This is a genomic window from Paenarthrobacter aurescens, from assembly GCF_041549525.1.
Taxonomy (GTDB): Bacteria; Actinomycetota; Actinomycetes; order Actinomycetales; family Micrococcaceae; genus Arthrobacter; species Arthrobacter aurescens.
The window spans coordinates 2,182,822-2,208,655 of record NZ_CP157456.1 but is presented as its reverse complement, the minus strand read 5'-3'; the positions used below and the strand labels follow the sequence as shown (position 1 = coordinate 2,208,655).

Genomic DNA, 25,834 nt, shown 5'->3' with positions numbered 1-25,834 from the left:
ATGTGCTCCTTGAGCGTTGAAGACTGATCTATCGGGGCAGGGTGGGCTACGCCACGGTGGAGTACGCCACCACTCCGCGGCGGACCAAGTCGATGGATTCCCGGCATATCCGGGCCACGCGCGGGTCCAGTTGAGGGATTTTGGCCAGCTGGTCAAGGAGGTCCACCACTTGTTTGGCCCACCGAACAAAGTCTCCGGCCGCGAGGTCGGTTCCGCTGAGCACGTCCTGAAGGTGGCGCCCCCTGGCCCACTTGTACATGGGCCACACGAGCCCCAGTTCCGGTTCACCGGTCAAAGGCAACCTGTTGCGTTCCTCGGTATCTTCGAGCTGTGACCATTCGCGGATAACAATGTCCACGGCCGATTCCAGCGAAACCGACGGCATCCTGGGCCGCAGGCCCCGGTCCTCGCGTTTGGCCTGGTACACCAGAGTGCTTGCCAGCGAGGCCAGCTCAGCGGCGTCCAGCTCGTTGATGGCGCCGCGTCGGACAGTCTGGGAAATGAGGAGGTCTTTCTCGCCGTAGATCCTGCGAAGCCTCTGCCCGTCGGCGCTGATGGTGACGTGCCCGGCGTCGTTGGTTTCCAGGTAGCCGTAAGCGGAGAGAACATCACAAACGCGATCGAACGTCTTGGCGATGGTGTTGGTCCTGCTTTGGATCTGCCGGACCAATCCGTCCGTCTCCCTCCGAAGCTTCCACCAACGTTCGGACCATCTGGCGTGGTCTTCGCGTTCGCTGCAGCCATGGCAGGGATGGGCCCGGAGCGCCCGCCGAAGATCCGCGATCTTCTTTTCCTGATCGGGCAGGCGGGCACCCAAGCCGAAGTCCTCGTGCCTGCTGTTCCGCCGGCTTTGGGGGGCGTCTTCACTGATGGCGTGGCGCATGGACGAAGCGAGGTCCCGGCGTGCCTTTGGGACCTTGGCGTTGAACGACTTGGGGATCCGGATACGCGTCACCGGGGATACAGGACCATCAAGATCGTGAACGCCGATGCGTCGCAACTGGTTGTCAGAGGTGAGCACGCTGGGCCGCGGTTCCCTGGCATTGCGGTCCACCTCCAGGACCACTGCATGACCGGCAAGCCTGCCGCTGTAAATGCTGATCACATCGCCAGGGATCAAACGCGTGAGGGAGTCAGCAACATGGGACTTCCTTGCGCGCTGGTGGTCGCGGGCCGCAAAGTTCTCGGCATCGCTAAGTTCCCGCCGAAGCTTGCCATACTCCGTGAAGTCACCCAGGTGGCATTGCATGGACTTGGCGTAACCGGCAAGTGACTCCTCACGCCCGCGAACCTGCCGGGCAAGCCCCACCACGGAGCGGTCAGCCTGGAACTGGGCGAAAGAGGACTCGAGGATTTCACGGGCCCGGATGCGCCCAAACTGGGCAATCAAATTGATGCTCATGTTGTACGTCGGCCGGAAACTGGAGTTCAACGGGTAGGTCCGCCGGGAGGCAAGCCCGGCTACGGCGGCGGGATCTGTTCCCGGCTGCCACAGCACCACCGCGTGACCTTCGACGTCGATGCCGCGGCGCCCGGCCCTGCCGGTGAGCTGGGTGTACTCCCCCGCCGTGATGTTCACGTGCGCTTCCCCATTGAACTTTTCCAGCTTTTCCAGCACCACGCATCGTGCAGGCATGTTCACGCCAAGAGCCAGTGTCTCCGTGGCGAAGACAGCCTTTACCAAGCCGTCGGCAAAGAGTTTTTCCACCACTTCCTTGAAGGTGGGAAGCATACCGGCATGGTGGGCGGCAAAGCCCCTGATGAGTCCATCGCGCCAACCCCAGAATCCGAGGACATCCAGATCATCCGCAGGAATTTCGTGGCTGGCTTCATCCACACGCTGGGCAATGATTTTCTGTTCCTGCTCGGTGGTCAACCAGAGTCCCGACGATGCGCACTGCGCTACGGCTGCGTCACAGCCGGCCCTGGAGAAAATGAAGGTAATGGCGGGAAGGAGGTCCTGGCGCCTGAGGCTCTCTATGACCTGCGGACGGCTGGCCTTGCGGACAGGACTACGCTGCTCCGACTGCTGCCGTTCGTCCCGATAACGGTCTTGACGGCGTCGGCTTCGTCCGCCGTGTCCAAACCGGCCGTTCATGTTCATCCGGCTCTCCGAGCGGGCCATGGCCAGCAGGTCCGGATTGACTTCGAATTCGGGGCCGGTCACTGCCTGACGGGCTGTGTTGGTGGACGAACGCTTGGCTGAGACGCGTCGGCGATCAGTACCGGGAGGTTCGGCCAGAACCTCGTCCGATTCTGCGAGGTCAGGAGCTTCGGTTTCCCGTGCTCCGGAGGCTTGGGGGGCTATTTCGTCAAAGGTGGTATCGCCGGCGAAGAGATCCACGATCTGCCTGCCCACCATGACGTGTTGCCACAGCGGCACAGGGCGGTGCTCGGAGACAATCACGTCAGTATCGCCTCGGACGGTGTCCAACCAGGCACCGAACTCTTCGGCATTGGAAACCGTGGCACTGAGCGAAGCAACCTGGACTTCGCTGGGCAAATGGATGATGACCTCTTCCCACACTGCACCACGGAAACGGTCCGCCAGGTAGTGGACCTCGTCCATCACCACAAAACCGAGGTCTCCCAAGGTTTCGGAATCGGCGTAGAGCATGTTCCGGAGAACTTCGGTGGTCATGACCACCACAGGAGCCTCACCGTTGATGGTGGTATCCCCCGTCAGCAGGCCAACGTTGGCCGCACCGTATTTTGCCGCAAGCTCAGAGTACTTCTGGTTGCTCAGAGCCTTGATGGGCGTGGTGTAGAACGCTTTGAGCCCCCGTTCAAGGGCCAAATAGATCGCGAACTCGCCCACGATCGTCTTACCGGCACCGGTGGGGGCGGCAACAAGAACGCCCCGGCCCTCCTGGAGCGACCTGCACGCGGCGCGTTGGAAGTCGTCCAGTTCAAAGTCCAGGGAGCGGGCGAACGCGCCAAGATACGTTTTTGACTCAGCTGCCCGCTGAGCTGCCGCCTGATAGCGGTCTGATGGAGATGGAGACCCGGTAATGGAGGACATGCATCAAGCCTAGTGGGCCAAGGTCTAGAGATTCTCCAGATCTGTTGCCGGGGTTGCGATGTCGGCCGTTGCTTCAGTTTCAGCGGCCCGCTTGATGGCCCTGCGCTCACGGCGCCGGTCATTCAACACGCAAATACCAATGGCCGCGAAGAACAGGATCAGCATGGGTGCTGCGAGATAGAACATGCTCATGGCGTCGGCGCCCGGAGCGGCCATCGCAGCAAACAAGCAAACCAGGAAGATCGTGATGCGCCAACTCTTGATGAGTTGCTTTCCCTTGACGATTCCAGCAAGGTTCAACCCCACAAGGACCACCGGGACCAGGAAGGCGATACCGAAGGCGAGCAGGAGCCTGAGGACGAAGGCCAGGTAGATTTCGGCGCTGATGAAGTTTGAACCGCCCACCGGAGTGAAGTCAGTCAGCACCCTCACGGCGTTGGGCAGCACCAGCCACGCCAGCAGCACGCCGCCAATGAACAGAGGGACAGCCGCCGCCACGAAGGACAGCGCCAGGCGCCGCTCTTTTTTGTGAAGCCCGGGGACAATGAACGCCCACAGCTGGTAAATCCAGATGGGGCTCGAAAGGATCACGCCGAGGAAGACAGAGACCTGGACCATGAGGTCAAAGGAACTCGCCACGCCATCGAAGTTCAGCGTGGCGGAGCGTCCCTCTTTTTCGTTGAGGTCCTTGATCGGCTTGATTAATGCTTCCAGCAGAGGCTGGTAGACAATGAAGCCCACCACTGTTCCCACTATGACGCCGATTGCAGCCTTGAAGAGCCGGTTTCGCAGCTCCTTGAGGTGATCCAGGAGCGCCATCCGGGCTTCGGGGTTGGCTTTGCGCCCCTTCGTTTCTACCACTTCTCTTTAGACGCGGTTAGCGGGCGGTACGTCTGTCTCGCCGTTGTTCTTTGTGTTGACGTCCGGGTGGCCTACAACCTTGCCTTCTACGGGGTTGGAAGAGTCCTGGGAGTCCTTGGCTTCAGAAGAACCATCCTTCTTCATCTCACGGACTTCAGACTTGAAAATACGCATCGACTGCCCAATGCTGCGCGCCATGGACGGCAGCTTCGGCGCTGCAAAGAGCACCAGAGCCAGAACGATGATGATGATGAGATGCCAGCCTTCGAGCCTCATGTGGGGAGGTCCTTTCCTTTTGGATACATCCTACGTCTATCTGAATTCAATGTCGTGCAGGGACTGCGGTTGACCCCGCCCGGCTTTGCGCTTGACGCGCCGTTGACGACGAACTTCCTGACGGAAGGCTTTGGCCGTCAGGTAATCATGACGCATCTGATCCGGCGAGGCAAAAATGGCGGAGCCCGGTTCCGGCCGCGGTTCCACGGCTTCAACGTCGGAGGTTTCCAGGGGCGCAGGAAGATTGCTGAAACGTTTACCCGCGGCGGCCAGTTCATGAACAGTCGCCATGAATTTCCTGTACAGGCGGTACCCCAATGTCAGAAAAAGGAGCAATGAAAGAGCTATAAGCGCGATCCACAACAGGATCCAGAACCACCAAGGCATTTGAGTAGTCTAGCCAGCCTTGGTCCCAGTTGGTGAGTCGTACTGCACCAAAGCGGCGTCGATCCACGCCCGGGTCTCCTGGCGCAAGGACTCCGGTTCAAGAATCCGGACCGAACCCCCATGTTGGGACACGAACATTGGCAGCCAGCCGGCGTCGCCAAACCTCACCTCGGCGAGCAAACCGCCGTCGGGCAGTGGGGCTGTACGTTCGGCATAGTAGTCATCCGCCAGTCCCGCGCCCTGACGGGTCAGTTCCAGGCACACCAGGACGTCGTCCTCTCCCGGGGTAAACAGCCTGGCCGGGAAGTCCTGTCCGGCAGTTGCCGAACCGGACACAGCCCGGCCATTGGGCTCCAGGGACTCCACCCTGTCCAGGCGGAAGTTTCTCACGCCTGCCTTGCTGTGGCAGTAAGCCTCGAAATACCACGTGCTGTCCAAGGAGTAGAGGCGAAGGGGATCAACATCGCGCTCGGTCACCTCGTCCCTTTGCAAGGAGAAGTACCTGAGCCTCAACTGCCGGCCTTCGCGGATGGCCTGGGTTATTGCGGCAAAAGCTTGCGCCTGTTCAGGTGCCACCGATTGGCCGGACACGGAACCGGCCAGCCGTGCAGCTTCCCCAGCGGCACCGGTGAGTTTGATGGTGACCGATTCCAGCGCACTGCCGGACCCGTCTTCAGGCACGCCGGCCAGAGCAGGCAGGTCCCCCAGCATGGCCAGGCCGGTCAACAAGGCTGCTGCTTCCTCTTCGCTGAAGCGCACGGGCCGGTTCAAATCCAGGTGTTCGGAGATGTAGACGTGATCGTTCTCCCACTGAATGTCCAGAAGGTCATCCGGATAGCCCTCCGGCAGTCCCGAACAGATAAGGATTTTCAAGTCGTCGATCAACGCCTTGCGGCTGATGCCAAAATGATCAGCAACTTCCTGGATGTGCAGGCCTTGGTGGTGGACAAGGAACGGCACCAGCTGCAGCATCCTGGCCAGCTGGTCCTCGGAGGTACGTTTGCGGGCCCGTGGCGCACGGCCTGCCTCGGGAAACTCAAGGGGTGGCAGCGGCGCGTCGTCAAAGTCAGCGGCGGCTTGGAGGCGGCGCACGACGGCGGCACTCAGTTCAGCGGGGCCGGTCACCTTGACGTGGGGCCCGTAGGAGGCAAGCTCTTCGGCCAGCTGCTCCGGGTCCCGGAAATCGACTGTTATCCGGTCGCGGCCGCTTTCATCCGGGGCGTCTTGAAGTGATGTGGCCTTTTTCCGCAAAGCCAGCAGTTTGTCCTTATCAATCACCAGGGTTGCCTGCCGGACGGGGAGCTCGTTGAGCTCATCCAGTTCAGCCCGGGCGTTGAAGTCCTTTGGTGGGTGGAAGCTGCCGGTGGTGAGGACACTTATTGCCGTGGTCATCCTGGAGAGCCTGAAGACCCTCTTGGCGCCCCTCCCCCGGTCCAAGCCCACGAGGTACCACTGACCGAAACGGCTGCCCAGTCCCCAGGGCTCCACTTCCCGGACTTCCTCCCGCCCGGTACTGACCGCCTGGTAGCCGAAGCGGATCGGGTGCTTACCATGCATGGCCGCCACGACGTCGTCGAAAGCCTGTCCGGCTGGCTTGATCCGTGGTTGCACTCCTGCGGGGAGGTCTACGTCCCTGAAGCCGCCGGCTGCCTGCAATTTACGGACAGCGTTGGCTGCGGCCGAACCCAGTGCGGCGCGTTCCCACAGCTGGGCAGCGAGCAGCAGGACGGTACTTTCCGCCGGAGTCAGGCTCACATCAGGTAACCGGTTGGAGTCCTTGCCGATCCGGTACCGCGCCGAGGCGGGGTCGTCCGCGCCGAAGTTGCGGGGATCCATCAAGGTTTCGATCTCAAAGCCGAACTGCTTAAGATCCACTTTGTCGCGTTCAAACATTCGTCCAAAGGCGACATCGTTGTCCGCCGAATCGTGATAGACCTTTTCGCGCAGTACGGCACGTGGAAGGCCGACTTTGGTATTGAGCAAAGCCAGGAGAAGGTTCAGGAGACGTTCGGTGCGGGATGCGGACACGGTTGCTACGTTACTAAATACCAGCGGGAAAGCAGCAAGGCGCGTCACCGACCGGTGAAACCGGAAGGTAACGCGCCTTGCAAAAAAGCAGAGGTCCTAGCGGACAGCCACGAGATCAACGACGAAGATCAGAGCTTCGTTCGGCTTGATGGCTCCACCAGCTCCACGCGAACCGTAAGCGAGTTCCGAAGGGATCTCCAGGCGACGGCGGCCGCCTACCTTCATGCCCAGGAGGCCCTGGTCCCAGCCCTGAATGACCTGACCGACGCCAACGCGGAAGTCCAGCGGAGCGCCGCGACCCCAGGAAGCGTCGAATTCTTCACCAGTGGACCAGGCAACGCCCACGTAGTGGGTGGATACGGTGTCCCCGGCCTTGGCCTCGGGGCCCGTGCCCTCAATCAGGTCCGTGATGACGAGGTCAGTGGGGACGTCGCCTTCGGGGAAGTCGATCTCGGGCTTGGTGCGGTCAAAGTCACGCTGTCCAAATGACATGGATGCTCCTAATTGTCGGGGAACGGATGGATGTCAGGAACCAGCTTAGCCAGAACCCGTGGAAGGGTTTTACTTCTTGCCGGTAATTTCCACGACGAACACCAAGGGGCCGGCAGGCTTGCCCTGTGCGGCAGCGTTTGCACCATAGGCCAGATCCGCGGGAATGGTCAGCAGAACCTTCGAGCCAACCTTCTGGCCTGTCAGTCCGAGCGTCCAGCCCTTGATGACCTGGTTCAGGCCGAAGGTGGCGGCCTCGCCGCGGTCATAGCTGGAGTCGAACTTGGTGCTGTCCTCCCAGCGCCAGCCGGTGTAGTTGGCGTTGATCGTGTCGGAGTCCTTCAGTTCCTCGCCGGTGCCTTCGGAAAGGACCTTCACGGAAAGTCCAGACGGAGCATCAGTCTTGGGGATTTCCACCGAAGGAGCGCCCTTGTCGTCAAAAGTTACCTTGGGAAGCTTGCCGTCCTTGTCCAGCTGATCGGTCTCTTCCTTGCTCAGCAGACCGGGGGCGTCCTTTGCGGAGGCGATCTTGAAGACCACCAGCTGAGAGGAAGCAGGTGCCGAAGCAGTGGAGCCGCCCGAAGCGTTGGAGCTGCCCGGAGCGGCAATGGCCACGTGGCTGCCCACTTTGGCTCCGATGATGGCGTCAAAGATCAGCTCATTTCCGGGCTTCATCTGCTCGGAGAGTTCGATTGCCTGAGGACCCTTGGTGTAGCCGTCCTCGAGCGTTTTGCCATCGGTGCCATCGACCATGACAAAGACCAGCTCGGCGATCTGACCCATTTTGACGGGTTCGCCATCGCCTTCTTTGACAACCTTGACGGTGGGTCCAGTCACTGCAAGGGGCTTGGAGAATTCAATGCCGGGTGCTTTGTCATTTCCGTTGTCCGTGACCTTCAGGGAGTCGAGCTTGGAAACATCGCCTACTGATTTGCTGGTGGGCTCAGCGGCCGGGGTGTCACCACCTCCACACGCGGTGATCAGCAGCAGGGCGGGAAGGAGAATTGCTAGGAGTCGGCGCACAAAAGACACTTTCGTCGGGGCAAAGGGACACTCGGAAAGGCGCGTAGCACATCCAAGCAGGGCGTATCTCGGGAAGAGACCACTATCCAGAATAGCCCGTGAAGCTGGGAGCCAGCTTATAAAGGCCTTCAGCCCATGGACTCCAGGAGGGCATCCACCCGCTCGTCAACGTTCCGGAACGGATCCTTGCACAGGATGGTTTGGTGTGCGCGGTCGTTGAGTTTCAGGTGCACCCAGTCCACCGTGTAGTCGCGGCCCAGCTCCTGTGCTCTGCGCACAAAGTCTCCCCGCAATTTTGCCCGCGTTGTTTGCGGTGGTGCATCCACCGCATCCTTGACGTCGGTTTCGGTCACCAGCCTGCGTGCTGCACCGCGGGCCTGGAGCAGGAAAAAGATCCCGCGCTGCCGTGAGATGTCATGGTAGGTGAGGTCCAGTTGGGCGATGCGCGGTGAGTCCAGGCTGAGGTCGTGCCGGCGCATGTAGCCATCCATGAGTTTCTTCTTGATGGCCCAGTCCACTTCGGTGTCAATGGTGCTGGTGTCCCCGCTCTCAATGGCGTTCAGCGTACGCTCCCACAAGTCCAGAATGAGGGGTACATGGGCGTTGTGGGCACCATTTGCGGCGACGAATTCAGTGACTTTGTTCAGGTACTCGCGCTGAATATCCAAAGCGGTCAGTTGCCGGCCGTTGGCCAGGCGGACCAGGGCGCGGCCGGTAAGGTCATGGGAGATTTCGCGGATGCTGCGGATGGGATTCTCCATGCGCATGTCACGCATGATGACGCCGGCCTCGATCATACGAAGGATGAGGTCAACGGTGCCCACCTTCAGCAAAGCTGATGTCTCGGACATGTTGGAGTCACCCACAATGACATGCAGGCGGCGATAAAATTCTGCGTCCGCATGCGGCTCGTCGCGTGTGTTGATGATGGGCCTGGACCTTGTGGTGGCCGAGGACACTCCTTCCCAGATGTGGTCCGCCCGCTGGGAGAATGCGAAGGTGGCCCCGTGGGGAGTCTTCAGGACTTTTCCGGCGCCCGCAATCAGTTGCCGCGTCACCAGGAACGGAATCAAAATCTCGGCAAGGCGGGAAAACTCGCCGCGACGAGGTATGAGGTAGTTCTCATGACTGCCGTAGGAATTGCCCGCAGAATCCGTGTTGTTCTTGAACAGGTACACCGTGCCGTTGAACCCTTCGGCGGCGAGCCGCGCCTGGGCCTCATCCACGAGGTCGTCCAAAATGAGCTCGCCCGCCCTGTCGTGGGCTATAAGTTGGGCGAGGTCGTCGCATTCCGCGGTGGCATATTCCGGGTGAGAGCCCACATCCAGATAGAGCCGCGAGCCGTTGGTGAGGAAAACGTTGGACGACCGGCCCCAACTCACCACTTTGCGGAAGAGATAACGGGCCACTTCCTCAGGCGCCAAAGGACGGGAATCGGGGCTCGAATAGGAAATTCCGAACTCCGTTTCGATGCCAAATATCCGCTTATCCATCTCAGCTCTCCTCTGTGAGCAACCGGGTCATGTCCTCGGGCAGCAGCCGTCGGAACGCTCTACGGGACCCGCGGTTGCTTTCCGATGCGCGGTACAGCACCGCGGCTTCTACCGCGGTGGCGGGCAGTTCGTCTACTTCCTTATTGGTGGCCAGTGCGCGCAGAGCCAGTTGCATGGCCCCCGCCAACGTGAGCTCCGGCTCCCAAGCCCCGCTGACGACGTCGGAAATCTGGTCAGCGAGCCCGCCCATGACCACAAAGCCGTTCTCATCGGCGATGGATCCATCAAAGGTCAGGCGGTAAAGGTGGTCCTGCTCCTGGGTGAAACCAACCTCGGCCACAGCCAGTTCCACTTCGAAGGGCTTCTGCTCGGCCGTGAACACCGCGCCGAGACTTTGGGCATAGACACTGGCCAGGCCGCGCGCGGTGACGTCCTCGCGATCGTAGGAGTACCCGCGGACGTCGGCGTAGCGGACCCCTGCTTGCCTGAGGCTTTCAAACTCGTTGTACTTTCCTACTGCGGCGAAAGCAATTTTGTCGTAGATTTCACCAATCTTGTGCAGCGAAGGCGAAGGGTTTTCTGCGATGAGCGCAATCCCATCGGCGCAGCTGATGACCACCACTGAACGCCCACGGGCGATGCCTTTCCGTGCGAAGTCCGCACGGTCCTTCATCAACTGCTCGGGCGAGACGTAAAACTGCTGAGTCATATCAGGCCTCCCGTCCGGCGGCGGCCCGCGCTTCAACGATTGCACCGGCAACAGCGGCCAAATCACGTTCAGGGACGCGCCTGTTGCCGGAGCGGTTGACGGTGTAAACCACCGGCCACAACTGGCGGACGGGGTCAGGTCCACCAGTGGCGGAATCGTCATCGGCGGCGTCGTAAAGCGCTTCAACAGCAACGGCTACCGCGTTTTCTTCGGACAGGTTCGGCTTCCACAACTTCTTCAGGGCACCACGGGCGAATACGGACCCTGAACCCACGGAGTGGTGTTCCTGTTCTTCGTACCTGCCGCCTGTGACGTCATAGGAGAACAAACGGCCCACACCTGAGCCGTGGTCGAAGCCTGCGAACAAAGGAACGACTGCCATCCCCTGCATTGCCATGGGCAGGTTTCCCCGGATCATGGCACCCAGGCGGTTGGCCTTGCCGACGAGGCTGAGGAGTGTGCCCTCGATTTTTTCATAGTGCTCCAGCTCCACTTGGAAAAGCCGGGTGATGTCAATGGCCAGGCCGGCCGTACCGGCGATCCCGAGAACTGAATACTCGTCCGCTGGAAAGACCTTCTCAATATGTCGGCTGGCGATGATGTTGCCCATGGTGGCGCGGCGATCTCCGGCCATCAGCACGCCACCGGCGTATGTCAACGCCACGATGGTGGTGGCATGGGGGGAAGGAGGCACCGTGCCGGCGGGTAAGGATTGATTGAAGGGAAGGAGTTCGGGCCGCGAGCGTTGAAGATGCTCCGTGAAAGAAGACGTTGCCTGGGTGGCCAGGGGGCCGGCTGATGGGTCCTGCATTGCTGCACTCCTTCGACTCTGCATTCCGATGCCCGGCGGCCTCACGCCGGCCGGGCAGTACATCCTCTGGCGGTTCCGCCTACTGGCCGCCCTTTTGGACAAACGCCCTGACAAACTCTTCGGCGTTGGATTCCAAAACGCCGTCGATTTCGTCGAGAAGGTCATCCACACCCTGCGTCGCTTCCGAGGCCTGCGCCTCCGGTGCTGCCGGTGGTGCCTCCGGTACGTCCACTTCGGTCTCGGTTTCCCGTGACTGCGGTTGTTGTTGCTCCTGTGCTGCCATTTTCTTTCTCCCTACTGTCAGTCTCCTGAGGACGGAGACTTCCTAATGCCATATTGCCACGCTGACCGGTCCTGCGGATGGCTTTGGCCGGCGTCGGATAATCACGTGGCGGGCACCGGTCAACTCCTGGCCGGGGGCGGCGCCTGACCCAACAATTCGGACAGGAATGAAGCGGCGTCCGCGTGGCGGTCAAAGAGCGCACCGGTCAAAGCGCGGGTTCCCCTCAAAGGCTCCCGCGTAGGCACCCGCTGCAGCTTTCCCAGGCCCGGAACATCAAATATCACCGAGTCCCAGCTCGCACCCACAACGTCCTTGCCGAAGCGGGAGACGCACCGCCCCCGGAAGTAAGCCCGGGTGTCCGACGGCGGTTCGGTCACCGCCCGGGTGATGTCGGCGTCGTCCACAATGCGCATCATCCGGTCTCTGGACAGGAGCCTGTAATAGAGGCCCTTCTCCGGCCGGATATCGGACCATTGAAGGTCCACAAGGCCCAGCCGGGCATCATCCCACGCCAAGGCGTCGCGGTTTCGGTATCCCTCAAGAAGTGATTTCTTGGCTACCCATTCAACTGTTGAGGCCGCGGCATCAGGGTTGGTCCCCAAAGTTGCCAGCGTGGACTCCCAGTGGGAGAGAACCTGATGCGTGTGGCCATCTCCGGCGACCGAATCCGCCACTCCGGTCTCCTGGGCCAACTTGGCCGCTGCCTCGTAGAACATCCACTGAAGATCCAGGGCTGTCACCCGCCTGCCGTCCAGAAGCCTGACGGTTGCGGTCAGTGTGGTGTCATGACTGATCGACTGGAGCGCCTGGACCGGTTCATGGACCTCTATTTTGGGCGCCTGCCCCGCCTCTATGAGGCTCAGGACCATGGCTGTGGTTCCGAACTTCAGGAAGTTTGAAGCCTGGCTGAGGTTGGCATCTCCAATAATTACGTGGAGTCGGCGGTACTTGTCCGCTGTTGCGTGTGGTTCGTCCCTGGTATTGATGATGGGGCGCCTGATGGTTGTTTCCAGCCCCACTTCTGCTTCGAAGAAGTCCGCCCGTTGGCTGATTTGGTAGCCGGGCGTTGAGCTGTCCTGCCCCAGCCCCACTTTGCCGGCTCCGCAAATAACCTGACGGGAGATGAAGAACGGAGTGAGCCCCCGGATGATGTCTCCGAAAGGCACCGAACGGGGCATGAGGTAATTCTCGTGCGAGCCATAGGACACAGATTTGTTGTCGGTGTTGTTCTTGTACAGATTGATCGCCGGGAGGGAAGCGTCGGACGCGACCTTCCGGACGGTAGCCAAAGCCACCAGGTCACCGGCGGCGTCCCATGCCACGGCATCGCGGGGGTTGGTGACCTCCGGACTGGAGTACTCAGGGTGCGCATGGTCTACATAGAGTCGCGCACCATTGCCAAGGACCATGTTCATCAACAAGGACCCGGACTCGTCGGCACCGTCCAGTTCCAACTCCTGGCGGCCATAGGCAAGGGCCACAGCCTCGGCGTCAAGCACCGGCGGTTGGTCCGTCAGTTGGCTCGGGTCTGCCGCGGCCCTTTCCAGGGTCCAACCGCGGGCATCGTGCAGGGGTTCCTCATCCGTGTAGTCCCACCGCGTCTCCGCCCCGCCGGCTGCACGCTGCCGGGTCACCGTTGCATAGGCCTGAATGATGCGGGCCGACATCATGGTGGCGTTGGCCCCCGGAGCTGATGGCGCGTGAATCCCATATTCAGTTTCCGAGCCCATGACGCGCATGGCGCCGCCTACGGGAAGTGACTCTGCCGATGTTCCCTCGGGCCTTGCTGTCATAGGTACTGACCCGTGTTGGCTGTGGTTTCGATCGACTTGCCAGGCTCCTGGCCCGCCTTGCCCTGAACAATGGTCCTGATGTAAGTGATCCTTTCGCCCTTCTTGCCGGAGATCCTTGCCCAGTCGTCCGGATTGGTGGTGTTGGGCATGTCCTCGTGCTCACGGAATTCGTCCACAACGGCCCGGAGAAGGTGATCGATCCGCAGACCCTTTTGTTGAGTGGTCAGCAGATCCTTGATGGCGTATTTCTTGGCACGGTCCACAACGTTCTGGACCACGGCACCGGAGTTGAAGTCCTTGAAGTACAGCATCTCGGTATCACCGTTGGCGTAGGTGACCTCCAGGTACTCGTTGGATTTCTCAGTGGAATACATGGCCTCCACCGTGCGCTGGACCATGGCATCCACGGTGGCCTGTACATCGCCACCATACTCCGCCAGATCCTGCGGGTGGAAGGGCAAGTCAGTGGTGATGTACTTGGCGAAGATGTCGGCCGCAGCTTCAGCGTCCGGACGTTGGATTTTTACCTTCACATCAAGACGACCGGGACGAAGGATTGCGGGATCGATCATGTCTTCACGGTTGGAGGCGCCGATGACAATCACGTTGTCCAGCCGCTCCACGCCATCGATCTCGCTGAGCAACTGAGGCACGATGGTTGTTTCTACGTCCGAGGAAACGCCCGTACCGCGGGTGCGGAACAACGAGTCCATTTCATCGAAGAAGACCACCACTGGGCTGCCATCCGAGGCCTTTTCACGTGCCCGGGAGAAGATCAGCCGGATGTGGCGTTCAGTCTCGCCCACATACTTGTCCAGGAGCTCTGGGCCCTTGATGTTCAGGAAGTAGCTCTTGAGATCGGTGTTCCCGGCGCGTTCCGCGGCCCTGGCGGCAAGGGAGTTGGCCACTGCTTTGGCAATGAGGGTTTTTCCGCAACCCGGAGGGCCGTAAAGCAAAATGCCTTTGGGTGCCTTCAGGCCATGCTCGCGGTAGAGGTCCGGATGGAGGAACGGCAACTCCACGGCATCGCGGATCTGCTCGATCTGCGGGCCCAAGCCGCCAATGTCCTGGTATGTAATGTCCGGAACTTCTTCAAGGACCAGGTTCTCTACCTCTGCGCGCGGGACTTTCTCCAGCGCATAGCCGGTCCGTGAATCGAGCGACAGGGCGTCCCCAACCTTCAAATGAACGCTTTGGAGAGCCCCGGACAACCGGACCACACGCTCTTCATCGGCACGGCCAACCACCAGCGCACGGTCTTTGCCCAGCATTTCCTTCAGCGTTACCAATTCGCCGGCACGTTCGTAGCCGAGGCCCGCAACTACCAGCAAGGCCTCATTGAGCAGAACTTCCTGCCCGACGGCAAGCTGGTTGAGGTTCACCAGGGGGCTGATGCCAACACGCATCTTGCGCCCGGCGTTGAATATGTCCACGGACTCTTCAGTGGCCGCCTGTCCTGAACTGCCGGCAGCGGGCTGCTTCCTCGGGTTGATCTGCACTACGGTGCCGAAGCTGTAAGGAGGCTGACCCTCCTGCTCCAACGCGCCCTTCAACCGAAGAATCTCGGCCTTCGCCGTCTCCAGCATGCTGACAAGCTTGCTGTTGTTCTGGGTTGCGGCAGCCAACTGGCGGTCGATGTGGCGAAGCTTGTCCCGAAGGATATTGATCTGCCGCTCGGCAACCGTCAGTTCACTGGAGGTCTCCGGCGGTTGAACAGCGCCAAGCCTCCGGTTTGCCGTATTCTCCGCTTGGCCGTTGGCATCTTCCGGCGTTGGCCGTCCAAGGTCGTTGTTTGACGTATCCACGATTCATCAGCCCCTTCCTGCGCTTAACAAGACCTTAGTCCCGAAAAGCTCAGGGTGCTGGGTGACATTCGGAATGCGAACCCTATTGTGACCTTTGTCAGTTTGTGACTGGGGGGTCATCCTGAACATTGGTACCGGCAATGGCGTCACGTGCCGCGCGCCGCAGTTTTTTGTCAGAGACGGCCCGCTCCCCCACGGATGCAGGCGTCCAGGCGTTGAGGTCCTCTTCGCTGAACTCAGTCTTGGAGGGACGACGCTTCACGGAAATTCCGGTCACACCCTCAGCCAGGCGGCGGGTGACCAGAAGGAAGCCTGTGTGGGCCACCATGCGGTGGTCCGGGCGGACAGCCAAGCCCTCCAGATGCCAGCCACGAACCATGGATTCCCAGGCGTCCGGCTCGGTGAAGCGGCCATCAGCGCGGATCGCTTCGGCGGTGCGGGACAACTGGGTGACGGTGGCTACGTAGTTGATCCAGACGCCGCCGGGAGCCAGGACAGTGGCCACAGCGTCCAAGCACTCCCACGGAGCGAGCATGTCAAGAACCACGCGGTCCACCGAACCCGGGGCTTCGGCTTTGACAACCTCGTCCTGGAAGTCGCCCAGGGAGATCTGCCACGCAGGATGCGGGCCACCAAAGATGGTTTCGACGTTTCCGCGGGCGATGTCCGCGAATTCTTCGCGCCGTTCAAACGAGTGGAGGTAACCGCCGTCGCCCACTGCACGCAGCAGCGAGATGGAGAGGGCGCCCGAGCCGACGCCTGCTTCCACTACCCGCGCACCGGGGAAGATGTCCGCCATGGTGACAATCTGGGCGGCGTCCTTCGGGTACACCACTGCCGCACCACGGGGCATGGACAGCACGAAGTCGGAGAGCAACGGGCGCAAGGTCTGGTACTGCTGGCCAACGTTGTTGCTGACCACCGACCCATCCACCTTGCCAATGATTTCATCATGGTTCAGGAAGCCCCGATGAGTGTGGAAAGCGCCGCCAACTTCCAGGGTGATGGTGTTCATCCGCCCGCGCTCGTCCGTGAGCTGGACCCGCTCACCCACACGGAAAGGCCCCCGGCGTCGCGCAGCTCCCATGGGCTGTGCGGGCGAGCCGTTGGCTGCCTCGTCAGTGCCTGTGCTTGCTGTGGGGGCGGCGGTTTCGCTGCTCATGTGGTGTTCCTCAATCCTGTACGGCTGGGCCGCGGTGCGTGACCGGCGGTGGGCGCCAAAAACAATGGGTCTGTTGTGTATATCCGCCGGCATGTAACTCTACCGGCATCGCAGTCAGGCGCGTCCGCTCCTGCGTGCTTCTTTACCTGTAATGGCAGTCACTACCGCTTGCTGCCGAAGCAGTCCCGTGACGATTCCGTTGTGGTCAACCACAGCGTATTCGCCGCCGTCCAGACGAGCCAGGTACTGAATCAATTCCTGCCCCTTGGACCATTCAGGCACATAAGCCCCAGCCGCCAAAGCGTGCGCGACTGCCGTGACCGGCGTCGTCATGACAGATGCGGCCGGCACAGCGAGCGTTGCACCGAAGTCCACCACTCCCTGGGGTCTGCCGTCCGGGCCGCAAATAACGACGGCGGGACTTCCGGCCGGTGAAATGTCCAGGACATCGGCCACTGTGGCTGAGTTCGGCACCCCTACTGCAGGTTCGGCCAGACCGGCGGCACTGACCAGATAAAGGCGGCTGCGGAGCTTCGCGTGGTGGATGGAGCTGGAAGCGCCCATCCAGAGAAAACCGCAGACGAGCACTGTGACCGTGGTGTACATCAGATCCGGCCATTGCCCCCTCAGGAACGGGACGACGATGAACCAGATGACAAGAGCCACCACAATGATCCGCCCGGACCAGCCGGCTGCGATGGTGCCCTTGTCCTGGCTGCCCGTAGCCTTCCATACCGCAGACTCAACCAAACGACCCCCGTCCAGTGGCATCCCCGGAAGAATGTTGAAGATTCCAATCAGCAGGTTGGCCATCACCACTATGTCCGTCAGTGTTCCGGCCACGCCCTTGAACTGGGCAACAGAGTCGATCGCGAACATCACAGCGGCTACGACGAAGTTGGAGGCCGGGCCGGCCAACGCTACAACCACCGACCGCCCGGGAGAAGCAGTGAAGTTCTCGAACTGCGTGTGTCCGCCCCAAAGGTTGATGACGATTTTCTCAGTGGGCCAGTCGAAGACTTTTGCACTGAGGGCATGGGCGAGCTCATGGACAAGAACCGATAACGCCAGGAGCAATGCGACCGCTAAGCCAACGAGGTAGGCCCAGTTGCCAAGCCCCGGTATGAAATCCATGATGAACGGGCCGTAGAACACCACGGTGATGGCTGCTATGACAAACCACGAGTACGCGAGGTAGACCGGCACGCCGGCAATCTTCCCCAAGGGAATTCCGTCACGTTTTTTGTTGTGCGAGGGATGAGGGGCGGACGGGCTGGTCACCTAGTTGGCCCCTTCGAGCAGGTTTGTTGCGGCGAAGCGCTCAGCCACCAGTTTTTGGAGATCAGGTGCTGTACGGCCCTGCAGAGTGGGCCACATGATCATCCGGGGGTCCTCCGGCAGGGGCACCTGATGGGGAATCCCTACCGTGACCACTCCCGATGCGATGGCCGCGGTGGCGCCAGGGATGGAATCCTCGAGGGCGACGCAGTGATGGATGCTCACCGTGGGGTCATCAAGCCTGAGCCGCTCCACCGCTGTGAGATAGGCCTCCGGATGCGGTTTGCCATTCGTCACGGAATCGCCGGTGACCATGAACTCGAAGTAGGGCTTGGGAAGACTCTCTACCACCACACCGGCAAGGGGGCCCTCGGACATGGTCACCAACGCGCAGCGAATGCCTGCCTCATGGAGGTCATCGAGCAGTTCGCGGGCGCCGGGGCGCCAGGGTACTTCCTTGCGGACCTGGTGGATGACTTCAGCACTGAGGGTGTCCACGATTTCGCGGGCCTCAAGCTGGACACCCGCGGCCTGAAGAACGGCCGCCGAATGCAGCAGGGATTGGCCCACCAATTGCATGGCCTGCTGGTGGGTCCAGGTCCCGCCGTGGGACTCAACCAGCGCACGCTCGGCCGCGATCCAATAGGGTTCGGTGTCTACGAGTGTGCCGTCCATATCCCAGAGCACGGCTTTGAGGAGGGGCTGACCGGGTGAGGAATGCATGGTTTCCAGTCTACGTGGAACCTGGCGGGCGGCCGTGCGCCGGTTGCGCTGTGGGCGAATCGCGGACACGCTTCGGTGTGAAATGCCATGCATCCATGAGGGTCTTGGACGTAGGGTGAGTGGATGAACAGTGTGGACGGGACCCCCGAAGGACAGGACATCACCGCGGAGCCCGAGCGTTTCCTCAAGGAACCCGTGGACGGCCAGCGTGTCACAGTAATGCTCGCCGCGTTTGAGGGCTGGAACGACGCCGGTGAGGCCGCCAGCGATGCACTGCACTACTTGAACAAGCTCTGGGACGGCAAGAAGGTTGCCACTGTGGACGCAGAGGAGTACTACGACTTCCAGTTCACGCGACCCACCGTGCGGCGTACCTCCTCGGGTGCGCGGAAGGTGAAATGGCCTTCGACGCGGATTTACAAGGCTGAAGTTCCTGACAGCAATGTGGACGTTGTCCTGGTTTTGGGGACCGAACCCTCATACAGGTGGCGCGCTTACACCACCGAACTACTGGTTCACGCTGAAGCACTCAAAGTGGACTCGGTGATATTGGTAGGTGCTCTACTGGCTGATGTCCCCCACAGCCGTCCGATTCCGGTGAGCACCACCACTGAAGACAGTTCCCTGCGGGAACGGCTCAACTTGGAAGCCTCGCAGTATGAAGGGCCGGTGGGCATCGTGGGAGTGCTTGCAGAGTTCGCGATGCTGGCAGGGCTGCCTACGGTCTCGCTGTGGGCGGCGGTTCCCCACTACGTTGCCCAGCCGCCCTCCCCCAAGGCGCAGTTGGCCATCCTGCACAGGATCGAGGACCTTTTACAGGTTCCCTTGGACAGCCAGGCGTTGGCCGAAGAATCCGAAGCCTGGGAACGCGGAGTGGATGAACTCGCAACAGAGGACCCCGAAATTGCTGCCTATGTGCGGCAGCTCGAAGAAGCCAAGGACACAGCCGACCTGCCGGAAGCATCCGGTGAGTCCATTGCCCGTGAATTCGAGCGGTACCTGAAACGGCGCGGCAAAGAGCGGCCCTAAGAGGTTGTTTTTCTCCAACAGCAACGGCCCCGACGCGATTGTCGGGGCCGTTGCCGTTTGTTGGGTTGCTCTAAAGCTCAACTCCGAGCAAAGCATCAACGGCATCAGTAACAAGCGCGGCATCCTGCGCTGAGGCGTCCGTGCCCCCGTTCAGTGCTTCCGCTGCCCAGTTGTCCACGGCGGCAATGGCACCCGGAGCGTTGAGGTCGTTGGAGAGTTCCTTCCGCATGGCCGTTATCAGGGCCGCAGCAGATCCGGCAGGGGCCTGTTCCAGGGCAGCGCGCCACCGCTGAAGCCTTTCCTTTGCCTGGGCAAACTCTGCTTCGGTCCATGACCAGTCAGAACGGTAGTGATGGGCGAGAATGGCCAGGCGGATCGCCGCGGGTTCCTCACCGGCTGCGCGAAGCTTGGAGACAAGGACAAGGTTGCCCTTGGACTTGCTCATCTTCTCCCCGTCCAGGCCCACCATGCCTGCGTGTGCGTAGTGGCGTGCAAGGGGAACGCCGGAGAGTGAGTAGGCGTGGCCGGCGCCCATTTCGTGGTGCGGGAACACCAGGTCCGAGCCACCACCCTGAACGGTGAAGGGTGCGGGGAGATACTTCTGGGCGATCACCGTACATTCGATATGCCAACCTGGCCGGCCGTCGCCGAGGGTGGCGCCGGGCCAGCTCGGCTCACCCTGGCGGGCAACCCGCCACAGCAAGGGATCCAGGGCATGGCGTTTGCCGGCCCGGGCGGGGTCTCCGCCGCGCTCGGCGAACAGCTCAAGCATTTCCTTTTCACTAAGGCCGGAGACATCTCCCAGCGTCCAGGCATCTGTGGCGTCCGAGCGCTTGCCAGCTGTCTCGACGTCGTAATAGACATCGCCGTCGGGTTCTCCTTCGGAGCCGGCCACGCGATAGGCCACGCCGTCGGCGATCAGCTGCTCGATAGCCGGAACGATGTCCGGGATGGCCTCAACGGCACCAATGTAGTGGTTCGGTGCCAGGACGTTCAGGGCATCCATGTCCGTCTGAAACAGCTCGATCTGGCTCTGGGCCAAGTCACGCCAGTCCACGCCGGTAGCCGTGGCCCGCTCCAGGAGGGGATCATCAATGTCCGTGACGTTTTGGACATAGGAGACCCGGGTACCGGCGTCGCGCCAGGCACGGTTCAGGAGATCGAAGGCCACGTAACTGGCTGCGTGTCCCATATGCGTGGCGTCATACGGAGTGATGCCGCAGACGTACATGGATTGCTCCGCCGCTTGCTCAACCTCCACCACGCGGCCGAGGGCAGTGTCATACAGCCGTAGTTGCGGCAGGCTGCCGGGCAGCTCAGGTACAGGGCGGGAGGTCCACGATTTCACGACTCAACCTTAGTGCTAGGCACTGATCACATTGAAACCGAGCAGGACATACAGTGCCAAGCCAAGCAGGATGCGGTACCAAACGAAGAGCCGGTAGCTCCTTGTGGAGACAAACTTCAGGAACCAGCCAATAATGACGTAGCCCACCACGAACGCTATGACTGTAGCCAGCGCGGTCTCCGGAAGGCCGTAGGGACCGGACAGGCCTTCGTTCGACACTGTTTTGTAGAGCTGGTACAGCCCGCTGCCAAACACGGCAGGAATGGCCAGGAGGAAGGAGTACCGGGCTGCGGCTTCACGGGTGTACCCCATGAGGAGACCGGCAGTGATGGTGCCGCCGGAGCGGGAAACCCCCGGAATCAAGGCCATGGCTTGGGCGAAACCGTAGAGGATGCCGTGCTTGTAAGTCAGTTGAGTGAGATCCCTTTCCTGCCGGCCAACGGCATCGGCAACAGCAAGGATCATGCCGAACACGATCAGCATGGTGGCCACGATCCACATACTGCGCAGCACTGACTCGATCTGGTCCTGAAACAACAGGCCCAGGACAATGATCGGCAGGCTGCCCAGGATGACCAGCCACCCCATGCGGGCGTCCGGATTGTTGCGCTCCACTTTTCCGGTCAAGGACCCGAACCACGCTCGGACGATGCGAACAATGTCGCGCCAGAAGTACACAATGACTGCGGTCTCGGTTCCCAGCTGCGTGATCGCAGTAAACGCGGCGCCGGGGTCTGCTGCCCCCGGGAGGAATGAGCCGACGATCCGCAGGTGTGCGCTCGAGGAAATCGGGAGGAATTCGGTGAGGCCCTGCACCAGGCCCAGCAAGGCTGCTTCTATCCAGTTCACGTGAATAGACCCTACGTCATGAAGTCCCCCAACTCCCCGTAAGCTAACTGCTATGCAGCAGCGTTATGTCGGAAACAGCGGATTCCGTGTGTCCTCATTGTCCCTTGGAACCATGTCCTGGGCGCAGGAGACTGACGAGCAGGACGCTGCGGAACTGCTGCATGGATTCGTTGCTGCCGGAGGCACTGTTGTGGACACAGCAGCGTCTTACTCACAAGGCCGGGCCGAGGCCATGCTGGGTTCCATGCTTGGTGACGTTGTGGCCCGTTCCGAGATTGTGATTTCCACTAAAGCCGGCGTGTCGTCCTCGGAATCCAGGCGAAGCGTCAACGCCTCCCGGGGAGCAATGCTGTCCGCCCTCGATGCCAGTCTTGCCAGGCTTGGCACCGACTACATCGACATCTGGTTTGCCCACGAATGGGATCCGAATGTGCCCTTGGAGGAAACTCTGTCCGCTTTGGAACTTGCCCAGCGGAGCGGGCGTGCCCGGTACGTGGGAATTTCCAACTACAACGGCTGGCAAAGCGCCAAAGCTGCGGCTGTGGCCGGTTTCACACTCGTTGCAAACCAGTCCGAATATTCCCTTGTTCAGCGTAGGGCCGAGGAAGAGCTTATCCCCGCCGTGGAAGACGCCGGGCTGGGGTTGATGGCGTGGGCGCCCTTGGGCCGAGGTGTATTGAGCGGAAAATACCGTGGCCAGATTCCTTCCGATTCCCGTGCCGCACAAAGCCGCCTGACTTCTTACGTTGAGCCGTATCTTGAGCCTCGGGCGTCCCGCATAGTGGAAGCGGTGGCCATGGCAGCCCGCGGGCTGGGCCGGACTCCCATGGACGTTTCCCTCAGTTGGCTGCTGGCCAGGCCAGGTGTTGCCACGGCAATCGTGGGTCCCAGAAATGCTGTTCAGCTCAAGGAACTGCTGGACGCTCAACTGTCGGCGCTTCCTGCAGAGATTGCGCGCGCACTCGAAGACGTCTCAGCTGCGTAACTGACGCTGCTGGACAGTTGCGGCTATTGGCGGTCCAGGATATCCAGCAAGTAGCTGCCGTAGCCGCTTTTGGCGAGCTTGGCAGCCTGCTGGCGGAGTTCCTCATCGCTGAGGTATCCCATACGCCAGGCCACCTCCTCCGGAGCACCGATCTTCAAACCCTGACGGTTTTCGGTGGTTCGGACGTAGTTTGAGGCATCGTTCAGGTCACTGAAGGTACCGGTGTCCAGCCAGGCCGTTCCCCGCGGGAATTTCTGTACGTGCAGGCGGCCAAGCTCCATGTACCTTCTGTTGATGTCGGTAATTTCCAGTTCCCCCCGCGCGGAGGGCCGCAGGTCCTTGGCCATGGCAACCACATTGTTGTCATAAAAGTAGAGACCAGGAACGGCATAGTTGCTTTTGGGAACGGTGGGCTTTTCTTCGATGGAAACAGCCATTCCGTGTTCGTCGAATTCCACCACACCGTAGGCGGAGGGGTCCTTGACCCAGTAGCCGAAAATCGCACCGCCGTCGACGTCTGCGTAGTGTCGGAGCTGGTTGCCCATGCCGGGCCCGTTGAAAATGTTGTCACCCAGAATCAGAGCCACGTTGCCGTTTCCAATGTGGTCTTCCCCCAGGATAAATGCCTGGGCAAGCCCGTCGGGTGTTGGCTGCTCTGCATAGCTGAGGTTGATGCCGAACTGTGCACCGTCTCCCAGGAGCCGTTGGAACTGGGCGGCGTCCCCGGGTGTGGTGATCACCAGGATGTCCCGTATCCCCGCCAGCATCAGTGTGCAGAGCGGGTAATAAATCATGGGCTTGTCGAAGACCGGAACCAACTGCTTGCTGATTCCCAGCGTAATGGGATGGAGCCTGGAACCCGTTCCACCTGCAAGAACAATTCCTCGCAAAACTGCCGTCCTCACCTATGCCCGCAAAAGCCGCGGGCGGTTACTCTAGGGCCATGCAGAGAATCCTTGTCACCGGCGGGGCCGGATTCATCGGATGCAACTTTGTCCACTACATCATGGAGCACACCACGCAACATGTCACGGTCCTGGACAAACTCACTTATGCCGGGAACGTTGAATCCCTCTCAGGATTGCAGTCGGAGCGCTTCACGTTTATCAAGGGTGATATTTGCGACGCCGTGTTGGTTGACGAGCTCACGGAATCGGTTCATGCAGTGGTTCATTTCGCGGCAGAGTCCCACAATGACAATTCCCTGGAGGATCCCCGTCCCTTCCTGGAGACGAATCTTGCAGGGACCTTCACCTTGATCGAAGCTGCGCGACGGCACGGCAAACGCTTCCATCACATCTCCACGGACGAGGTCTATGGAGATCTGGCTTTGGATGATCCCCACCGGTTTACGGAAAATTCCGTCTACCGGCCAACGAGTCCTTACTCGGCAACCAAGGCGGGGTCGGACATGTTGGTGCGGGCGTGGGTGCGTTCATTCGGCCTGAAAGCAACCATCAGCAATTGCTCCAACAACTACGGCCCCTACCAGCACGTGGAGAAATTCATTCCACGGCAGATCACCAACATCCTGGACGGAAACCGCCCTCATCTCTATGGCAACGGGCGCAATGTTCGCGACTGGATCCATGTTCAGGACCATTCGTCGGCCGTGTTGGCCATTTTGGAGGGTGGCCGCCTGGGTGAAACTTACTTGATCGGCGCAGACGGCGAACGGTCCAACCGGGAGGTGGTGGAGATGCTGCTTTCGCTGGCCGGTCAGCCCCGTGATGCTTATGACCTGGTGACGGACAGGCCCGGACACGATCTCCGGTACGCCATCGATTCAAGCAAACTTCGAAGGGAGCTCGGGTGGTCGCCTCGATTCCCGGATTTCGAGGCCGGACTGGCTGACACGGTCCAGTGGTACAGGGACAACGAACACTGGTGGCGCCCGCAGAAGGCCGCCACGGAATCCAAATACGCGGGTCAAGGACACTGAAGCATGGAACCGGGACGGCCACTGCGGCTGAGGACCACCACCATTGCAGGCCTTCTGCTGCTTGATCTGCCGGTTCATGGTGATGAACGAGGCTGGTTCAAGGAAAACTGGCACCGGGCAAAGATGCTGGCTGCAGGCCTGCCGGACTTCGGGCCGGTACAGAACAACATTTCCTTCAATGCCGCACGTGGAACAGTGCGCGGCATCCACGCGGAGCCGTGGGACAAGTTTATTTCGCTGTCCTCGGGACGCATCTTCGGCGCCTGGGTGGACTTGCGTGAGGGCCCTGCGTTCGGAACGCTCTTTACGGCGGAGCTGACCCCGGGCGAGGCCGTCTTCGTTCCCCGCGGCGTGGGCAATGCGTTTCAGACGCTGGACGATGACACTGCCTATACCTACCTTGTCAACGACCATTGGAGCGTGGAGTCGCAAAAGAACTACACGTTCCTCAACCTTGCCGATGAGTCCGTAGCCGTCCCGTGGCCAATCCCTTTGGAGAGTTCCGTCATCTCCGCTCCGGACAGGAAACATCCACGGCTGAAGGACGTTGTACCCATGAGCGGGAAGCGAACCCTGGTCCTTGGCGCGGACGGACAGCTGGGATCCGCTCTCCGGAAGGCCTTCGCTGGTGACTCCACCGTGCATTTCCTCGGCCGTGAGCAGTTCGACATCACCCTTGAGGACTCTTACCGGGCGGTCACCTGGGGTGATTACGCGACAATCATTAATGCAGCGGCCTTCACGGCCGTAGATGCCGCCGAAACGCCGGAAGGCCGCGCAGCTGCCTGGAGCATCAACGCAACTGCCGTTTCCCGCTTGGCGCGTGCCGCCGTCGAGCATTCACTGACACTGGTCCATGTATCCAGTGACTACGTTTTCGACGGCACAGCAGAGGTCCACGTCGAAGATGAGGTGCCCACTCCCCTGGGAGTTTACGGTCAGAGCAAGGCCGCAGGTGATGCGGCGGTAGCGGCAGTGCCAAAGCACTACATCGTCAGGACAAGTTGGGTTGTGGGCGAGGGCAGAAACTTTGTTCGAACCATGGCATCGTTGGCGGCGAAAGGCGCCTCTCCGTCGGTAGTGGATGACCAGTGGGGGCGGTTGAGCTTCGCCCAGGACATCGCCGCGGGCATTCGTCACCTGCTTGAGAGTAAAGCCCTCTACGGGACGTATAACCTCAGCAGTGGCGGGACGCCGCAGTCATGGCACGAGGTAGCCTGCGATGTTTACCGCCTTCTGGGCACGGACCCTTCCTTGGTGCGGCCCGTCAGCACCACGGAATACGCGCAACCCAACACTGCCCCAAGGCCGCGCAGCAGCGTGCTGGACCTGTCACGAATCCGTGCTTCCGGCTTTGACCCCCCGCCGGCAACCCTGGGGATGGCCAGGTACCTCAAGGGCCTGGAGCTCTAGCGGAGCAGGACGAAACGTCCTAAAGTAGCCCTACGGCAGCCTCATGCAGGGGGCCGGGAGACAACTCAAATGAACATGTTGACACGGCGGCACAGGTCCGCCGCCGACGATCCAGGCAGTGCAGC

The 25,834-nt window shown here is 60.9% G+C and carries 23 protein-coding genes; 4 read left to right on the top strand and 19 right to left on the bottom strand.

The window, feature by feature from the left end; translation table 11 throughout:
• Positions 1 to 46: 46 nt before the first annotated feature.
• The 16 genes from ABI796_RS10195 to ABI796_RS10120 all read right to left on the bottom strand — a co-directional run bounded on the left by ABI796_RS10195 (position 47) and on the right by ABI796_RS10120 (position 18,236).
• Positions 47 to 3,022 (bottom strand): RNA helicase, encoded by a 2,976-nt coding sequence (locus ABI796_RS10195; protein ID WP_141283517.1) that lies wholly within the window; start codon positions 3,020 to 3,022, stop codon positions 47 to 49.
• 24 nt (positions 3,023 to 3,046) lie between these two features.
• On the bottom strand, positions 3,047 to 3,883 hold the full coding sequence (gene tatC, locus ABI796_RS10190; protein ID WP_141283516.1) for a twin-arginine translocase subunit TatC: 837 nt from the start codon (positions 3,881 to 3,883) through the stop codon (positions 3,047 to 3,049).
• A 6-nt stretch (positions 3,884 to 3,889) separates the two neighbouring features.
• Complete coding sequence (gene tatA / locus ABI796_RS10185; protein WP_141283515.1) at positions 3,890 to 4,159, bottom strand: Sec-independent protein translocase subunit TatA; 270 nt, start codon at positions 4,157 to 4,159, stop codon at positions 3,890 to 3,892.
• Positions 4,160 to 4,195: 36 nt separating this feature from the next.
• Positions 4,196 to 4,546: a hypothetical protein gene (locus ABI796_RS10180; RefSeq protein ID WP_141283514.1), complete on the bottom strand. Its 351-nt coding sequence runs from the start codon at positions 4,544 to 4,546 to the stop codon at positions 4,196 to 4,198.
• A gap of 9 nt (positions 4,547 to 4,555) precedes the next feature.
• Complete coding sequence (locus tag ABI796_RS10175; RefSeq protein ID WP_174754534.1) at positions 4,556 to 6,574, bottom strand: YafY family protein; 2,019 nt, start codon at positions 6,572 to 6,574, stop codon at positions 4,556 to 4,558.
• Positions 6,575 to 6,670: 96 nt separating this feature from the next.
• Positions 6,671 to 7,066: an FKBP-type peptidyl-prolyl cis-trans isomerase gene (locus tag ABI796_RS10170; protein ID WP_017200957.1), complete on the bottom strand. Its 396-nt coding sequence runs from the start codon at positions 7,064 to 7,066 to the stop codon at positions 6,671 to 6,673.
• A gap of 69 nt (positions 7,067 to 7,135) precedes the next feature.
• Positions 7,136 to 8,086, bottom strand: coding sequence for an FKBP-type peptidyl-prolyl cis-trans isomerase (locus ABI796_RS10165; protein ID WP_170224913.1), 951 nt, complete (start codon positions 8,084 to 8,086; stop codon positions 7,136 to 7,138).
• Between the two features lie 128 nt (positions 8,087 to 8,214).
• Positions 8,215 to 9,579, bottom strand: coding sequence for a Pup--protein ligase (gene pafA / locus ABI796_RS10160; protein ID WP_141283512.1), 1,365 nt, complete (start codon positions 9,577 to 9,579; stop codon positions 8,215 to 8,217).
• A gap of 1 nt (position 9,580) precedes the next feature.
• Positions 9,581 to 10,288 (bottom strand): proteasome subunit alpha, encoded by a 708-nt coding sequence (prcA, locus tag ABI796_RS10155; RefSeq protein WP_141283511.1) that lies wholly within the window; start codon positions 10,286 to 10,288, stop codon positions 9,581 to 9,583.
• Position 10,289: 1 nt separating this feature from the next.
• Positions 10,290 to 11,099, bottom strand: coding sequence for a proteasome subunit beta (gene prcB / locus ABI796_RS10150; RefSeq protein ID WP_141283510.1), 810 nt, complete (start codon positions 11,097 to 11,099; stop codon positions 10,290 to 10,292).
• Positions 11,100 to 11,178: 79 nt separating this feature from the next.
• Positions 11,179 to 11,382: a ubiquitin-like protein Pup gene (locus ABI796_RS10145; RefSeq protein ID WP_043806102.1), complete on the bottom strand. Its 204-nt coding sequence runs from the start codon at positions 11,380 to 11,382 to the stop codon at positions 11,179 to 11,181.
• A 119-nt stretch (positions 11,383 to 11,501) separates the two neighbouring features.
• Positions 11,502 to 13,175, bottom strand: a complete 1,674-nt coding sequence (gene dop, locus ABI796_RS10140; protein WP_141283509.1) for a depupylase/deamidase Dop — start codon at positions 13,173 to 13,175, stop codon at positions 11,502 to 11,504.
• Positions 13,172 to 14,980, bottom strand: coding sequence for a proteasome ATPase (gene arc, locus ABI796_RS10135; protein ID WP_174754532.1), 1,809 nt, complete (start codon positions 14,978 to 14,980; stop codon positions 13,172 to 13,174). The genes dop and arc overlap by 4 nt, the downstream gene beginning before the upstream one ends.
• A 97-nt stretch (positions 14,981 to 15,077) precedes the next feature.
• Complete coding sequence (locus ABI796_RS10130; RefSeq protein WP_141283508.1) at positions 15,078 to 16,142, bottom strand: tRNA (adenine-N1)-methyltransferase; 1,065 nt, start codon at positions 16,140 to 16,142, stop codon at positions 15,078 to 15,080.
• 114 nt (positions 16,143 to 16,256) lie between these two features.
• Positions 16,257 to 17,423 (bottom strand): site-2 protease family protein, encoded by a 1,167-nt coding sequence (locus tag ABI796_RS10125; protein WP_141283507.1) that lies wholly within the window; start codon positions 17,421 to 17,423, stop codon positions 16,257 to 16,259.
• Positions 17,424 to 18,236, bottom strand: coding sequence for an HAD family phosphatase (locus tag ABI796_RS10120; RefSeq protein ID WP_141283506.1), 813 nt, complete (start codon positions 18,234 to 18,236; stop codon positions 17,424 to 17,426).
• Positions 18,237 to 18,266: 30 nt separating this feature from the next.
• Between ABI796_RS10120 and ABI796_RS10115 the strand changes: the two genes are divergently transcribed.
• Positions 18,267 to 19,172 (top strand): PAC2 family protein, encoded by a 906-nt coding sequence (locus tag ABI796_RS10115; RefSeq protein ID WP_141283505.1) that lies wholly within the window; start codon positions 18,267 to 18,269, stop codon positions 19,170 to 19,172.
• A 70-nt stretch (positions 19,173 to 19,242) separates the two neighbouring features.
• Here the strand turns inward: ABI796_RS10115 and mshC are convergent, their stop codons facing one another.
• Complete coding sequence (gene mshC / locus ABI796_RS10110) at positions 19,243 to 20,520, bottom strand: cysteine--1-D-myo-inosityl 2-amino-2-deoxy-alpha-D-glucopyranoside ligase (protein ID WP_141283504.1); 1,278 nt, start codon at positions 20,518 to 20,520, stop codon at positions 19,243 to 19,245.
• Positions 20,521 to 20,535: 15 nt separating this feature from the next.
• Entirely contained in the window at positions 20,536 to 21,369 is an 834-nt protein-coding gene (locus tag ABI796_RS10105) for an undecaprenyl-diphosphate phosphatase (protein ID WP_141283503.1), read from the bottom strand.
• Between the two features lie 52 nt (positions 21,370 to 21,421).
• On the opposite strand from ABI796_RS10105, the gene ABI796_RS10100 reads away from it, so the two are divergent.
• Entirely contained in the window at positions 21,422 to 22,354 is a 933-nt protein-coding gene (locus ABI796_RS10100; RefSeq protein WP_141283502.1) for an aldo/keto reductase, read from the top strand.
• Between the two features lie 23 nt (positions 22,355 to 22,377).
• Here the strand turns inward: ABI796_RS10100 and rfbA are convergent, their stop codons facing one another.
• Positions 22,378 to 23,244, bottom strand: a complete 867-nt coding sequence (gene rfbA, locus ABI796_RS10095; protein WP_141283501.1) for a glucose-1-phosphate thymidylyltransferase RfbA — start codon at positions 23,242 to 23,244, stop codon at positions 22,378 to 22,380.
• A 53-nt stretch (positions 23,245 to 23,297) separates the two neighbouring features.
• Between rfbA and rfbB the strand changes: the two genes are divergently transcribed.
• Both rfbB and ABI796_RS10085 read left to right on the top strand, forming a co-directional pair.
• Positions 23,298 to 24,296 carry a dTDP-glucose 4,6-dehydratase gene (gene rfbB / locus ABI796_RS10090; RefSeq protein ID WP_141283500.1) on the top strand — a complete coding sequence of 333 codons (999 nt, stop codon included), beginning with the start codon at positions 23,298 to 23,300 and terminating at the stop codon, positions 24,294 to 24,296.
• Between the two features lie 3 nt (positions 24,297 to 24,299).
• A complete protein-coding gene (locus ABI796_RS10085) occupies positions 24,300 to 25,709 on the top strand; it encodes a bifunctional dTDP-4-dehydrorhamnose 3,5-epimerase family protein/NAD(P)-dependent oxidoreductase (protein WP_141283499.1) in 1,410 nt (469 codons plus the stop codon).
• The last annotated feature ends 125 nt before the right edge of the window (positions 25,710 to 25,834 follow it).